This window comes from Candidatus Zixiibacteriota bacterium (genome assembly GCA_034439475.1).
Taxonomy (GTDB): Bacteria; Zixibacteria; MSB-5A5; order GN15; family FEB-12; genus JAWXAN01.
In genome coordinates this window covers 52376-67913 of record JAWXAN010000007.1, presented here as the reverse complement: position 1 = coordinate 67913, position 15538 = coordinate 52376, and the positions used below count along the sequence as shown (strand labels likewise).

Annotated in this window: 11 protein-coding genes; 9 read left to right on the top strand and 2 right to left on the bottom strand. The window is 48.1% G+C overall.

Features of this window, described 5'->3' with window-relative positions:
- The first annotated feature begins 4 nt into the window (after positions 1-4).
- The 4 genes from sppA (at position 5) to SGI97_00685 (ending at position 5370) form a co-directional block, all read left to right on the top strand.
- Positions 5-901: a signal peptide peptidase SppA gene (gene sppA / locus SGI97_00700; protein ID MDZ4722422.1), complete on the top strand. Its 897-nt coding sequence runs from the start codon at positions 5-7 to the stop codon at positions 899-901.
- Between the two features lie 206 nt (positions 902-1107).
- Positions 1108-1392: an HU family DNA-binding protein gene (locus SGI97_00695; protein MDZ4722421.1), complete on the top strand. Its 285-nt coding sequence runs from the start codon at positions 1108-1110 to the stop codon at positions 1390-1392.
- 321 nt (positions 1393-1713) lie between these two features.
- The gene (locus SGI97_00690) at positions 1714-3999 is read left to right on the top strand and encodes a T9SS type A sorting domain-containing protein (GenBank protein MDZ4722420.1); all 2286 of its coding nucleotides are present in this window, start codon (positions 1714-1716) and stop codon (positions 3997-3999) included.
- 117 nt (positions 4000-4116) lie between these two features.
- Positions 4117-5370: a hypothetical protein gene (locus SGI97_00685; GenBank protein MDZ4722419.1), complete on the top strand. Its 1254-nt coding sequence runs from the start codon at positions 4117-4119 to the stop codon at positions 5368-5370.
- A gap of 77 nt (positions 5371-5447) precedes the next feature.
- Here SGI97_00685 and SGI97_00680 read toward each other — a convergent pair whose 3' ends face one another.
- Positions 5448-6350 carry a tetratricopeptide repeat protein gene (locus SGI97_00680; protein MDZ4722418.1) on the bottom strand — a complete coding sequence of 301 codons (903 nt, stop codon included), beginning with the start codon at positions 6348-6350 and terminating at the stop codon, positions 5448-5450.
- A gap of 175 nt (positions 6351-6525) precedes the next feature.
- The gene (gene purD, locus SGI97_00675) at positions 6526-7887 is read right to left on the bottom strand and encodes a phosphoribosylamine--glycine ligase (GenBank protein MDZ4722417.1); all 1362 of its coding nucleotides are present in this window, start codon (positions 7885-7887) and stop codon (positions 6526-6528) included.
- A gap of 194 nt (positions 7888-8081) precedes the next feature.
- On the opposite strand from purD, the gene SGI97_00670 reads away from it, so the two are divergent.
- The 5 genes from SGI97_00670 (at position 8082) to SGI97_00650 (ending at position 15531) form a co-directional block, all read left to right on the top strand.
- Positions 8082-10250: a M14 family zinc carboxypeptidase gene (locus SGI97_00670; protein MDZ4722416.1), complete on the top strand. Its 2169-nt coding sequence runs from the start codon at positions 8082-8084 to the stop codon at positions 10248-10250.
- A 454-nt stretch (positions 10251-10704) separates the two neighbouring features.
- The gene (locus SGI97_00665; GenBank protein MDZ4722415.1) at positions 10705-11382 is read left to right on the top strand and encodes an outer membrane beta-barrel protein; all 678 of its coding nucleotides are present in this window, start codon (positions 10705-10707) and stop codon (positions 11380-11382) included.
- Positions 11383-11475: 93 nt separating this feature from the next.
- Positions 11476-12825 (top strand): sigma-54 dependent transcriptional regulator, encoded by a 1350-nt coding sequence (locus tag SGI97_00660; GenBank protein ID MDZ4722414.1) that lies wholly within the window; start codon positions 11476-11478, stop codon positions 12823-12825.
- Between the two features lie 189 nt (positions 12826-13014).
- Positions 13015-13896, top strand: a complete 882-nt coding sequence (locus SGI97_00655) for a hypothetical protein (protein MDZ4722413.1) — start codon at positions 13015-13017, stop codon at positions 13894-13896.
- Positions 13897-13917: 21 nt separating this feature from the next.
- Positions 13918-15531 (top strand): DUF4384 domain-containing protein, encoded by a 1614-nt coding sequence (locus SGI97_00650; GenBank protein ID MDZ4722412.1) that lies wholly within the window; start codon positions 13918-13920, stop codon positions 15529-15531.
- Positions 15532-15538 lie beyond the last annotated feature (7 nt).

Here is a 15538-nt window from a genome sequence, read left to right as displayed (position 1 = left end):
GCCAATGGCCAGACGAAGAGATATTGTTGCCGGAGTAATCATTGCGGTTGCCTTCATTTTTGTGTTTGGCTGGTTTGGATTGACCATGAGCGGCTTTCTCGGCGGTGGGGGAGACCTCGAGTTCACCAGCGGAAATATCGGTCTTGTCGAGGTAAACGGCATCATTGATGAAGAACTTGGGCGAACCGCAATCAAACAGCTCGACCGCTTCGCAGAATCGAACTCCATCAAAGCTATTATTGTCCATGTCAACTCGCCCGGCGGCGGTGTGGCAATCTCTCAGGAGATCTACGATGCCATAAAGCGCGCCAAGGAAGAGAAGCCGGTCGTTGCGGCTTTTGCCTCGGTTGCGGCTTCGGGTGGTTACTACATTGCCTGTGCGGCTGACAAAGTGGTCGCCAATCCGGGCACCATCACCGGGTCCATAGGTGTTATTTTCCAATTCCATACCGTCACCGGCTTGCTCGGTAAAATCGGCGTCGAAACCGAAACCGTAAAATCCGGCGAACTGAAAGATGTCGGCTCATACGCCCGGCCCATGACAGAAAAAGAGGAATTGATGCTTCGCGCCGTCGTCATGGATTCCTATGAGCAGTTTGTTTCTGCGGTGGCCGAAGGCCGCGAACTGGAAAAAGATCAAATATACCCGCTTGCCGATGGCTCTATCTTTACCGGCCTGCAGGCCTATAATCTTGGGCTGATTGATACCTTGGGCGGACTCAAAGAAGCGATTGATTTGGCTGCAAGTCTCGCCGCTCTGACCGGAAAGCCCAAACTCGTCCGTCCATTGATTCGTGATAAAGGCTCTATATTTGATTTAGTACAGAGCACACTTGGTAAAGTTAACAAGTCGGTCGACAATAGTTTCTCCGGTCCCCAGCTTCTATATCTGTTTCAGTAAATCTTCGCCAAACAGCCCTCTTTTTGACTATAAAAAATTATAGACATTCCGCGAGTTTTTCCTTTCTTTCCGTTGGGATGTGATTATCTTGTGCTCCGCCAATAGCTTATCAGGTGCTTGATTCAAGCCTTGAGAAGCTGGTGGACAGAAAGCAATGAAAAATATGAAGATGAGAACCATAGACATTTTTGTCGAGGGAGGACATCGTGACTAAAGCCGATTTAGTCGAGAAAGTGGCCGAGAAGACTGGCCTGACCCGCACCGATGTTGCCGTAGTTGTAGATTCATTTCTCGATGTGGTAAAAAAGTCGGTTGAGTCCGGTCATAATATCGAGATTCGCGGCTTTGGGACTTTCAAAGTCAAGCTTCGCAAATCACGCAAAGCGCGAAACCCGAGAACTGGCGAGGTTGTGCCCGTCCCGGATAGAAAAGTCCCGGTGTTTAAACCATCAAATGAGTTCAAAAACATGATAACCAAATTATCTCTGTGACAGTTGCCAGAAGACACTAAGTGGAGGATTGATGCCAAGCGGGAAGAAAAGAAAACGCCAAAAGATTAAGACGCATAAACGGAAGAAGCGAAGACGTGCCGATAGACATAAGAAAAAAGCGCGCTAAGGCTGGCGTTCGGGAAGTATTCTCCGCTGTCTTGGGCAGTAATTTCCCTTCCTTCAGGTCAGGTCGGTCACAAAACAAAAAAGCCGGCTTAAGACACAAAATGGAACTGTAACCGCCACAAGTCATTGCGGCTGATTTGCAATCGTAAATGCCCGTTCATCCGAACGGGCATTTTTATTGCCATTATCGAGCCTATGAACAATGGCAGAGCTATGCGTTTCAATGTTGTGCGAGTAGGCATGTGCCTCGCGGTTTCTCTCCTGTCGACTCACACCGAGGCACAGCAGTCGAGTGACTTTATAGTCAATATTGGCCAAAGTCTGACTGAACAAAGTCAGCCGCAAATCGCCGTGTCAGGCACGGGAAATATAGCAATCGCATGGGTCGACAAACGAAACGGCAACAGTGATATCTACCTTCAGCAGTTTACCCGAGCCGGTATCCCGCGTGGCATAAGCAAGAAAATTAACGATGATCTCATCGGGGCGCATCAAAGTGAACCAGCAATCAGTGCCGATCTCAATGGCTCATATGTTGTCATTTGGAACGACTATCGTAGCGGACTCTACCCATTCAAACCAGATATTTATTTTCAAAGTCTTGACTCCAATCTCGCTTGGCAAGCCGCAAACCAACTGCTAACCATTGAATTGCCGGATTCGCTCAAAAGCGCTCCGGATATTGCGCTCTACAAGTCCGGTGGAGGAGTTGTCGTGTGGGCCGATTACCGAAACCAAAACTGGGATATCTATGGGCAAATAATGTCTTCGACAGGAGCGATGAGCGGTTCTAATTTCAAGATAAACGACGACATTGGACCTTCACAACAACATGCCCCTCGGATCGCAATAGCCCCCGAAGGCTGGTTTATTGTGACATGGTATGACAACCGCGCAGGCAACGATGATATTTTTGTTCAGCGCTTTGACCAAGCAGGCAATCGCCGTGGAAATAATTTTCGGGTGAGCGGCGAAACGAACGGAAGCCGACAGGCCTTTCCTGACATTGCCGCCGATGGAGCTGGCTGTTTTACTGTGGTATGGGTAGACTGGCGTAATGGGACGTATCCGGCCAACCCTGATATTTACGCCCGAAAGCTCGATACTCTCTACAATGCAGTCCTCGCCGAAACAAAAGTCAATCGCGACGGCACTACCCTGGCCCAGCGCGAACCGGCAATCGCCGCCGACCGCCGCGGCAACGTCTCAATTATTTGGGCTGATTCAACGTCAACGTCGTGGGATATTGTCGGGCAGATGCTCGATGTCGATGGAGTAATCCGCGAGGCCAATCTCCAGGCAAACAATTTCAAAGACAGCGCGCAGATTCGTCCCGATGTCGCCCTCGACGGACGATTCAGATACGTGACCTGGGCTGATAACCGAAACGGCAATTGGGATATCTTTGCATCGATTACAAAATATAATGAACCCCATCTGTTACTAACACCCGAAGTCCTGTCGTTTGAATCCCAGGTCGACAGCTTTGTGCCGTTATCACAAAAAGTAATTATCCACCATGCTGGCTACAACCCGATACATTTTATGGTCGCCTCGAACACGAGCTGGCTTTCTGTCACGCCGATTTCGGGGTTGACACCTGACACGCTTGAGATTTCTATCAATGCCAATTCCTTCCAGATAGGACAATACAGCGGCTCGATATCTCTGGTCGATACCGACAACAATGACTCAACTGTCCTTCTTCCAGTACTGTACACCGTTAGAAAACCGAACACAGTCACCGCAACAGACACCATTTCATTCGGCTCGACCCAAATCGAAACCCTTTCAGAATCGGTTATCCCGTTGAGCTTATCGCTCAACCGAGCAATCAAAGGCATTTTTCTTCCTCTCGAATTTGACACGACTCTCTTTGCTATAGATTCTGTTGCTATCGACCCGGCGCAGTCTCCTGTTTTTTCCCTTCAGTTAAACCGATCTGAATATCCATCCACAATCGTTATTGAAGGCAATTCCATATCCGACAGCCTTCTTCCCGGACAATATCTCCTCGCAAACATCCATATCCGGACATTGGACTTAGAGGGGAATACATTGATATCGTCAAGCCTTGGCGGACTTCAAGACCCATTCCTGACAGCCCCAGACGGTTCTCATAGCAATCCTGTGATAGTCGATGGGGTGATTTCCGTTGGAGTCTCAACACCGGTAGAAGAGATTACCAATAGCTCACTTCCCAACTCATATAAGCTCCATACAAATTACCCGAATCCTTTCAATCCAAGCACAACCATCACCTATGAACTTCCCCTGACAACCTCAGTCATCCTCGAGGTCTTTAACATTCTGGGGCAAAGAGTAAATATTCTTGTTCAAGGTCTAAAATCTGCCGGTACACATCATGTAACATGGGACGGTATCTCTCATACCAATCGGCCTGCGCCTTCCGGAGTCTATTTTTATAGACTTCAGACCGACGGCCTTTCTTTCGTCAATAAAATGCTCCTTTTAAAGTAGATTTCTCAGGTTCTTTCCTTACATATCTAATTGAAGCCGGACTTGTCTCTTGTGCAACAATTTGATATTAATTTTCGTATGCACAGCTGTGAAGTATGAAATAACCGGGAAGGATTTATGAAGATTTCAAAACATATTATATTTCTCACTATAGCTTTGCTCTTTGCGGCTCGCCTTGCTCAAGCCGAGAACGAGGACCGTATTCACGGAAAACTCACGACAGTCGATGGCGACACATTCGAAGGGCTTATTCGATGGGATAAAAACGAGGGATCTTGGATCGACATTCTCAATGGAACCAAAGAGATAACACGCCGTCAACTCAACGAAAGCTCGAAATCAAACCGCAAAAAATATGGTGACCGAAACAACGGCTCAGTTACTCTATTCGGTATCAAAGTCAACGATCATGATAACTGGGATGAGTGGCCGACAAGCGCCGAATCCGGAATTCGCTTTGGACATCTGCAATCCCTCGAGGTCGTCGACGATGATCGTGTGCGACTCTTATTGAAATCCGGTATCGAAGTAGAAATGGTCGGCGGCTCGTCTGATATTGGCTCGCATATCAGGGAGATTGTAATTGAAGATCCAAGCAATGGCGAGACTGAGTTCACATGGGATGATATCAAGAGCATCGAGTTTTCAGCAACCAACGGTGACCAGGTCTCTACATTTGGCCAGCGTCTCTACGGAACCGCGACAACCAGACGGGGCGAAGAGTTCACCGGTTTCATCTGCTGGGATGTGGACGAGATATTTACAACCGATGTTCTCGACGGCGAAAATAAAGGGCGGACCCGCAAGATTCGCTTTGACAAAATCGCATCCATCAAACGCTATAGCTCAAATGGCGCTCAGTTAATCCTCACCGGAGGAGAAGAAGTCCTGCTCCGCAACTCAAATGACATCGATGACGGCAACCGAGGGATAATTGTATCCGATCCCGGATTCGGCCAGGTCACTATTGAATGGAGTGAATTCGAGAAGCTGACTTTGAAGCCCGCGCCGAGCACCATTAGCTATAACACTTTTGATGGCGGCAAAGCCCTCAGCGGGACCGTAACAACCGAGGACGGCGACACATATACTGGGACAATCCGATGGGATAACGATGAAACCCACTCATGGGAAATTCTTGACGGTGACACACGCAATGTCAGCTACGATGTCGAATTTGGTCTGATTAAATCCATTGAGAAGAAAAGCTACCGCTCATCGCTGGTGACACTTCGCGACGGCCGGACGCTTGATCTCCGCGGAAGCAACGATGTCGACGATAGCAACAAGGGGATATTTATAACCCTGTCAGACGGTGAAAATATTCGTGTCGATTGGGAAGAATTCAAAAAGCTTGAGTTATCAAACTAAACCCGAACACCTGTAAATACGATTAATAAAAAAGCCCGAATCATTCGGGCTTTTTTATTTCACAACTGTCTGTACTTTTATTCGCCGACTTGCGCTATCGCGGCCTGAAGGTCTTTGATATGCTGCTGTGCTACTGCAATATCCTTGTTTGCTTTCGGGTTATTTTTTGCCACCCGAACAAAAGCCTCCCAGTTTGCGATATTGCCCGCATAATCATCTTGGCTGAAACTTTCCGTTGCCGTTGCATAATTATACGCCGCGCGATACTTGGACGGGGCGGCCTCTAAGGCAGCCTTAAATTCGGTCGCGGCTTGCTGAAATTTCTCCTGGTTCATATAAATCTGACCCAGCGCAAAATGGGCATTATAGTTTTTCTTCTCCACTTCAATTGATTTGTGATACGCTGCAATCGCCTCCTGGCTTTTGTTCGTTTTCTCGTATGCATTCCCAAGCAGAACATAGGTGATGTCATCACCCGCTCCGAGTTCATGAGCGCTGTTCATTGTCTCGATGATTTTAGGATAATTCTTGGCTTCTCCATATATCTTGCCGAGATCCTTGTAAAGCGAACCGTCCTTATTGTCAATCGAGATCGCCTTGGTCAGCGAGGCCTCAGCTTCGGTAAAATTTTTCAATTTGAGTTGAACCCGGCCGAGATTTGCGAAGGCGTCCTTATTTTCAGGAGCCTTCGCGGCTGCTGTCTTAAATTGCGTAAGCGCTTCTTCAAATTTCTGCTGCTCAAAATAAATCGTGCCCAAATTCAAATAAGAATCGACATAATTAGGATCAAAGGTAATGGCCGCGTTGTAAGCAACAATCGCTTCGTCAGTATTTCCAGCCTGAGAGGCGGTCACACCCTTGTTAAATGATTCTTTGGCTTTTTCCGTATCGAGAGCAAAGGCCTGAATGCCGCAGACGCTCAAGAGTACAATTAGCGCTTGTGCTACCTTCAGTTTGCCTGTCTTTTTTTTCGCGATCATCAAATCTCCTTCCAATTAATAAATCAGCTTCTTAATCTTACCTTCTTAAATGCCTGACAATCTTCAAGGTTCCAATTGCCCTTTTTCGTTTTGCCTGTTTATCCGCTCGATTGTAGACGCACAATTCCTTTAATTTGTTGAATATGCTCCAGTTATAAAAAATAAGTAAAACAGGCTATTCCAATGCCGTCTGCGGAGCTTCGTCGATATCCTGATCCTGCTCGATCAACTCAATCGGTCTGGGAACCGCCAGCGGGGGAGGGGGAGCGCTGAGCGCGCGCAAACCTATATCTTTGCGAAACATCGCCCCGTCAAAACGTATCCGCCTCACCACGTCGTAGGCTCTTGCCAAAGCCGCCTTTAAATCCGAACCAGTCCCGACAACAGAAAGCACCCGACCTCCATCCGTCAACCAGACATTATTGTCGCGTCTTGTACCGGCATGGAGCACAAACGAATCAGCCGATGCCTGTCCGGGAAGACCGGTGATTCTTTTACCAGTTGGATATTTTCCGGGATAGCCTCGCGATGCCATCACAACACAGGCCGCAGAACCCGGACACCACTCAGGAGAGAAAGACTGGAGCTTCTTGTCCATACATGCAATGATCAAATCTACTAAATCAGTCTTGAGCAAAGGGAGGACCACTTGCGTTTCCGGATCTCCAAAGCGAACGTTGAACTCAAGCACCCTTGGGCCGGATTCAGTCAGCATGAGACCAGCGTAGAGTACGCCTGTGTACTCCAAATTATCCTTTCTTAGGCCTGTCAAAACCGGCAGGAGAATATGCTCATAAATTTGTTCAGTAATATCAGGCGTGATATACGGAGTTGGACAATAAGCGCCCATTCCGCCAGTATTTGGACCTCGGTCGCCATCGAGAGCGCGTTTATGATCCTGGCTGGGAAGAAGTGACAGAATGGATATTCCGTCCGTGACAGCCATGACCGAGACTTCTTCGCCAACAAGACATGTTTCAATGACGATTTTGGTGCCTGCCTGCCCGAATATTCGTTTTTCCATAATGTCATCTATTACAGCCGATGCATCATCGAAATTCTTCACAATTATCACGCCTTTTCCAGCCGCAAGTCCGTCGGCTTTGATGACAATTGGATATTCAACAGTTTTACAAAAGCCAATGGCTTCTGCAAATGTAGAGAAAACCCTGTACGGCGCAGTCGGAATATGGTGTCGTTGCATGAAATCTTTGGCGAATACTTTGCTGCTCTCAAGCTGGGCCGCTTTGCGATCGGGGCCGAATATCTTCAGCTTCCGACGCTGGAACTCATCGACGATCCCCATTGCTAGACATTTTTCCGGCCCCACAACAGTTAGGTTTATTTTATTGCGAAAAGCAAAATCTGAGAGCCCACGGATATTTTCGGACTTGAGATTCACGCATTTGGCATGCTGCGAGATTGCCGCATTTCCGGGCGCGCAGAAAATACGCTCAACCTTCTTCGAGGACTTGAGTGTCCAGACCAATGCATGTTCGCGAGCCCCCGAACCAATGACTAATACTTTTAAACCCATGCTATTTACTTCCTTCAGAGTGCCAGTATAAACGAAACTGCTGCTATTTCAAATAGTTTTCGCCAGCCTTCTCGGGGGTCGTAAATAAAGACTTGTCCGCTGGTGAAAAAGGTATATCTTGTGTCTGTCTTCTACATAACACCCGGCCTGTTCGGGTGATACTACCTACAGTACCATAAGTTAGGAAATTACTGATGAAAAGATTTTTCGCGATAGGTTGCTTCAGTCTCACGATAATGTTTGGTTCGCTTGCTTTCGGGGCAGAACAAAAAATTGCCCAAATTCAACTCCCTGAATTATCCAAAGAGCAGTGGAATGAAGTCAAAAAACTCGGCTTGGATCATGACATCTGCGGCGGCCACACCGATATCTTTGCCAACGAAAGCCAACTCGCCAAATTGCGAGAACTCGGCATTGAGTTTCATACCGAAGTCAAAGACCTTCGGGCATTTTATCAGTCGCGTAATACCGCCGCAGTGGATTTCGGCGGATTCCGGACCTTTACGCAAATCGAAGCCTATCTCGACAGCCTTACCATTGCCCATCCGACTCTTTGCTCGCAGAAATTTTCTGCCGGACAGACCCTTGAAGGAAGACAGATGTGGGTTATTAAGATCTCAGATAACCATACGGTCGATGAAAACGAACCCGAAGTTTTTTATAATGCCCTCATTCACGCCCGCGAACCAGCGGCTGGTGCTTCGCTTTTACATTTCATGGCGCATCTGCTGACAAATTATGGCACCGATGCTGTAGTGACCGATATCGTTAATAATCGCGAACTCTATTTCATGCCAGTGGTGAATCCCGACGGGTATGTCCATAACGAAAATATTAACCCACTCGGTGGCGGGCTATGGCGTAAAAATCGACGCAATAACGGCGATGGCAACTTCGGCGTTGACCTCAACCGAAATTATTCCCATGAGTGGGGGATAGACGATGTCGGTTCCTCGGGCGTTACCGCCTCGGAAGTGTACCGAGGTGCAAGTCCTTTTTCAGAGCCTGAAACGCAAAATATCAGGGACTTTATTGTCTCACGACAGTTCGTTATTGTAAATAATATCCACTGCTACTCTGATCTATTGCTGTGGCCGTGGGGCGGTTCCGATCGAACATATACGCCGCAGGAGAGTTTTTACAAAGCAGTCGGCGACTCTGCGGTAAAGTTTAATGGCTACGCGCCCGGTGTCGGCTGGGGTTTATATCCTACCAATGGCGCAGCCGATGACTGGATGTGGGGAGATACAATACTCAAGTCGCGGATTATTTCATTCACCACCGAAATTGGCGGTAACAGCGATGGCTTTTGGCCTGATCCGGCTCGCATCCCGGCTCTTGTCGCCGAGAATGTGTGGCCAAATATTTTTCTCGCAAAAATAGCAGGCAATCCCTATCTGTACGCCCAGCCCCTGGCCCCGACCGTCACACTTCCTGATTCAGTCTCCGAGGATTTTTCTTTGTCGTGGCAGGATGTCGATCCGATTAATCCCGCTCTCACATATAGAATCTCAGAACTCAAAAACAAATCCACTGTGACCGATAATGTGGAAGTTGTCACAAATGACTGGAGTCCCCTTCGTTTCAACCGAAGTACCACCCGTGCCCATGGCGGCACATTTTCATGGAAAACAACTAACACAAATTTCGCTCCCCATTGGCTTATATCCCGATCTCCCTACGAAGTGAAAACCAATGACTCACTGGTGTTTTGGGTCTGGTATAACGTTGAGGCTAATTACGATTACTTTTACGCGCAGGTATCAACCGATGGCGGATTTGCCTACACAAGCCTGTCAAATAATTTGACCACAAACACAAATCCAAACAATGTCAACCTCGGCAATGGCATGACCGGCTCATCCGGCGGATGGGTCAGAGCGGCCTTTGACTTATCCCCGTACAGCGGTCAGCAAGTCTTATTCCGTTTAGCTCTGCTCACTGATAACGGCACTCTCGGCGAAGGCGTGTATGTCGATGACTTTGCCAATATCGATCTCTTCGGTATTGAAACAGAACTATTCTCCGCCTTAGCTGACACAACTCTCTCCTTCATCGATAAAGCGCCAGGCGACTATTGGTATAAAATTAAAGCAAAAGATGCTCAAGGTCAGGAAGGGCTTTATTCGCAGCTGGTGAAGACGAACGTGACAGTTCCATTCGTTCTTGGAGATTTTGACGGAGACGCCGTTGTCGATATTTCAGATCTGACCGACTTGATAAGTTACTTGTTTTTGGGAGGGCCGCCCCCGTCTCCTGAGTCGCGGCTCGAACTCGATTGCATCGCCCCGGTCGACATCTCAGATCTTACGGCGCTTATTGATTATCTTTTTATTTCGCTATCACCGCTCAGCTGTCCATAGGACGGTGTGATCTTATATTCCTGTAGCCCACCCAACGGGTGGGTTTTTATATGCCCGGTGTGAGAACAAACTGTTTGATGAAGTTTGGTGCGGGGCGGGGATAACCCCCACGAAGTCATTTCTCAGGCTGATTCGTCTTTGGATCTTCGTGCAGGCCGTCTCTGGCCTGCACCACTTTGTAATTAGCGTACCTCCCCGTACGCCAACTTCTACATAGAGCGCCACAAACTATTTCTGATGGCGTTTTCCGCGTCGCATAACCTGCGTAGTGTAAACATATATATGAAACAATTACGCTGTCGTAATTGCTTCTGTGTCACTCTATTTAATCAGTTGACAAGCCGTTCCGAAGGACTATATCTTATCGCTTCGCTGGGTGATACAATCGAGATGATTGCGCCGCGGGCGGGAATGAAAAGGTTAAATTTCGTGCTAACATGGTGAGGGTTGTGGAATGAGAAGAGACACGGTTATGGCCGCACTGGCTCTGTTACTATTAAGCGCTTTTGCCGTATCAGCCCAGGAGGCGGTGACCGAGACGGCGACTGAAGAGGAAGCGAAAGATTTTCTCGAAATCGCTCTTTACGGTGGATACGTATCTCCTTCGGGTGGACTCGGTGATTTCAAAGATTCTGTCGGCGCTAAGTCAGGATGGTCAGTCGGTATTGATGTCGGTTACTTTGCGACGCCAAATTTGGCTATCGGCCTGAACTTTAGCTACGCACAACTCGGCATAAAAGATTTCGACGGCCAATCCGGATTATCACATCGCTTCTATAACCCGTTCCTCTACGGCAAATATTATTTCTTCAGCGAATCAAAATTCGCCCCTTTCATCAAAGGTATGATAGGCCTGCATAACGCCAAATTCACAACCCTTGTCAATGACCTCGGCGTCGGCCAAATGAAATACCGCCAGATCTCATACGAACCCTCGCTGGCCATCGGTATTGCCGGAGGAGCTTTTTACTATACATCAGACTACAGCGGACTTTTTGTCGAGGCCGAATACCAAATGGGCTTTAGCGAAGATTCAAAAGCTGAATATCAGGGGCAAAACCTTACCTTCGGCGAAAATACAGGACTTCTAAACTTGAATGCCGGAATCAAAGTATTCTTTGGTTCTGAGTGAAACAGACGTCCTTTTGAATTACCGACCCGTCCTGTTACAGAAACAGGACGGGTTTTTTATGGAAACTCTCTGCATTCATAAGTACTTTGTATTATGAAAAACACACGGCTTCTTGTCGTTGACGATGAATCTTCCGCGCGCCAGCTTCTTGCCGGTTTCTTAAGACAAAACGGTTTTGAAATTCACGAAGCCGCAGACGGCGAGAGCGCTCTTGATACCTATCGGAAAGTCCTGGCGCCAGTGGCTCTTATCGATCTCAAGATGCCAGGTATGGGCGGACTCGAGTTGCTCAAGAAACTCAAAGAAATTAATCCGCTTATCCAAGTCATTGTCCTGACCGCATTCGGCTCTGTTGAATCGGCCGTGACAGCAATGCAGGCCGGTGCCTATGACTATCTGACCAAACCCGTTCAGGAACTCTCTGAATTGCTCGTGAAGCTGCAGAAAGCAGCCGAAGCCAATCGTTTGATTCGTGAAAACGAAATCCTCACCCGCCGAATCAACGAACTATTTCCCGGAACTGAGATTCTTGGCGAGTCGACTGCCATTAAGAAAGTCAGAGAGATGATTAGTGTTGTTGCGCCTCGTGATGCCACTGTTTTGATTACCGGGCCGTCGGGAACCGGCAAAGAATTAGTCGCGCGGGCTCTCCATGCCCTTTCACCTCGAGCCGGCAGAAAACTTGTTGCCCTTAACTGCGCCGCCTTTCCTGAAAGCCTGCTTGAGTCAGAACTCTTCGGATACGAAAAAGGAGCCTTCACCGGAGCCGACCGGACCAAGCCGGGACGATTTGAATTAGCCGAAGGCGGAACACTGTTTCTTGATGAGATAGGCGAGATGCCCCTCACCATGCAAGTAAAGTTGCTTCGCGTTATAGAAGAACGCGTGCTCGAACGGCTCGGATCGGTCAATGCCACCCCTCTCGATATTCGTATCATCACTGCGACAAATAGGGACCTCGAAAAACTAATCTCACTCGGGACATTCCGCGAGGACCTCTACTATCGGCTGAATGTCATCAGGATCCATGTCCCGCCATTATCCGAACGAAGCGGCGATCTGCTTCTGCTCGCAAAGCACTTCATCAACAAATACACAAAAAAAATAGGAAAAGAGATTTGGGGAATTGAGGCCGACGCCGCAAAAGTTCTAATCCAGTATTCTTGGCCCGGAAATGTAAGAGAGCTTGAGAATGTCATCGAACGCGCTATAATTTTAGCAAATGGAACCGTAATCACAAAAGAAGATTTGGCAGGGTTGAGCATCTCAGAGACAACGCCAGAACCTTCGGGTAAAATTCTTCCTCTCTCAGAAGTTGAGAAAGAGCATATCAGATTTTGTTTGGATAGGTTTGGGTGGAATCTTGGCGAAACAGCCGAATGTCTCGGATTACACCGGAACACCCTTCGGGCAAAAATTAAAGAATTCAACCTCCAAAAATAAGCCTCACCCAAAAGCTTGCACCGTTTCAGTGCATCACTTTTTCTAGCATGCACAAAATCTGTGCAACATGTCGCTACTTAATCAGTCTATTACAGGCTAACTATTTGTCCGATTAACGGTTAAGTGAATTGGCGTAAAACTTGATTGATATAATCGCAGAACTGATCGAAAAACCGAATGGAGAAATGTGTGAAGCACCGAAATCTGATGACCCTTGCAGTTCTTTTGACCGCTTTAAGCGTAGTTGGCTGTAATAAGGATGAAACCGTGCTCGCCGAGAGCGATCCGGTTCCAGCTACTCCTCAAGGAGTATATAGCGTGACAGGTGACCTCGAAGTTGCCGTGAAATGGAATGGTATATACGAAGCTGATGTTAAGCAGTATATAGTTTGGCGCTCAATTGATTCGGTTGACAATTATCTGGAAATCGGCCGAATTGCTGCCATATCCAATCCAAATCAGGACTTGCTGATTTACACCTTCGTCGATGATAATGTCTCCAATGGAGCGACATATTATTATGCCGTTTCCGCGGTGGATTTCGCAAACCAAATATCCGACTTATCCGCTGAGGATGTCTTTGATACTCCTCGGCCCGAGGGATCGAACCGGCTTTATTCATTATTTGTTGATTCAACCCGTACCGGATTCAATTTAAGTGCTGGAGCACCCGGTCCTGCTAATGCCGCCGGAGTTGATATATTTATCGACGATTTTGAAGGACTATTTTATATAAACGCGGCCGATATTGACACCGACATTCAGGATATGGGTTACACAAACGGATTTGATGAAATTGGCTATGCCACCGACACCGGCTGGTCGGAACTCGGCTACTCCGAATTAATTGCCGGACATACGTATCTTGTCTGGACGCGCGACAATCACTTTGCCAAGATACGTATTACCGCAACAAACTTTGCAGTAGGCTGGGTTGATATCCACTGGGCATACCAGACCGATCCAGGCAACCTTGAATTGTCACTACCGCATGGATTTGAGAAACCACAACACGACCAAAATTATCTGAAAAGCAAAGCCGCTCCGCTCTTGAGAACGGCGCTCGAATAACCTGAAAGGAAGTGTGACACAATGTTACGCAAAAGAATGTTGACGGGCTTACTGCTGATGTTTAGTGTGCTCTTTGGCGCCATGACGCCCAACGCTCAAAACATACAGCGCGATTATGATGACGATAACAACCGAGACGAAGATGACGACGGCCGCGACGAAAATCGCGGCGAGGGTATCGCCCGGGTCGACCGTTATCTCGATGTCGAAGTCTGGACCGACCAGGCCGACGGCGAATACTACGAAGGGGATAATATCGTTATCCATTTCCGCGCCAGTCGCGATGCCTTTGTCGCTGTCTATTCGATAGACACCCGCGGACGAGTCAACCTGCTCTTTCCGGCCAATTCAACCGATGATAATTTTGTCTCTGGCGGAGCCACCTATCGTCTTCCGGACGGACGCGATGATTTCGATTTCGTCGTGACTGGTCCTGAGGGACGCGAGAATATTCAGGTTATTGCTTCGCGAGAACGATTTCCGATTCCAAGCTGGCATCGCAATTCAGGCCTTGTCTGTGATTGGGACGACCGCGACGGGTACATGGATGACCTCAATTCCCAATATTTTATCCGCTACAATGGTCAGCGTTTTGCCTATGACCGTGCGGTGGTTTTTGTCAACGAATGGGAAGATAATTATTATCGTCCCGTGCATTATCCTTCATATCCCCACTGGTCGGTCTGCGGTAACACCTACATTGATTATCCGTACGGCGGTTCGATATATGTCAACGGCATCTACTGGGGCTGCGCTCCGCTCTATATTCCCCGCATACTTGTGGGATGGCATACCATTACGGTCTATGACCCCCGCGGCTATTGCTGGGAGTCGGATTTCCATATCAGCCGTTACAATACTGTAGTCTTTGACAGGCATGTTATCCGTCCGAGCCGAACCTATGTCTCGAAGTATAAAGAAGTGCGCGAAGTTGGCTATCGCGACCCGATTCGCTCAGGATATCCAAATTATAAACAGCGCGCCACGGCAACGGTTATCGACAAACGGGGTGTGAAGAGCACAAACGGAGGATCAAAATCTACCCTCTCTAATATCGCGACTGTAGACCAGGAATCATCGCTCAGCCGAAAATACGTACGCGGATCGACTGAACTCAAAAAGACCGCGCGGGGTTATGAAACCAATGCGGCTATAAATAATGAGGGTGGCACAAGTCGCCGCTCTAAAGTCAGCCGCGGACAGACCGGAAGCGAAACCGCTGGTACTCTTGACAAGGGACGCGATCAGAATGCAACTGTTGAAACCAGCAGAGACGGCTCATACACCAAACGTTCTTCTTATAAATCCTCAACCGAAACAGTTGAGAGGGAGGGGTCTTCAGGAACTGACCGCCAATCCGAACGAGTCGAGAAACGAAGCGGATCAGATGCCGATAGACAGCAGGCTGGGCGCGTGGAGAAGAGTTCCCAGCAATCAGGGTCTGATAATAACTCCGCTGAGCGCAAGCAGACCGAAAGCAAACAAACCGAAGGCCGGAAGCAGACTTCGACAAGCACAACAGTCAAAAAAGCAGATGGCGGCGGTTCAAACGATAAATCGGCAACCTCCAAACCCCAGTCTTCGGGACAACAAAGTTCAGGGAAATCTAAAGAGGGCGGCGGACGCAAGAAGTAGGGTGGTA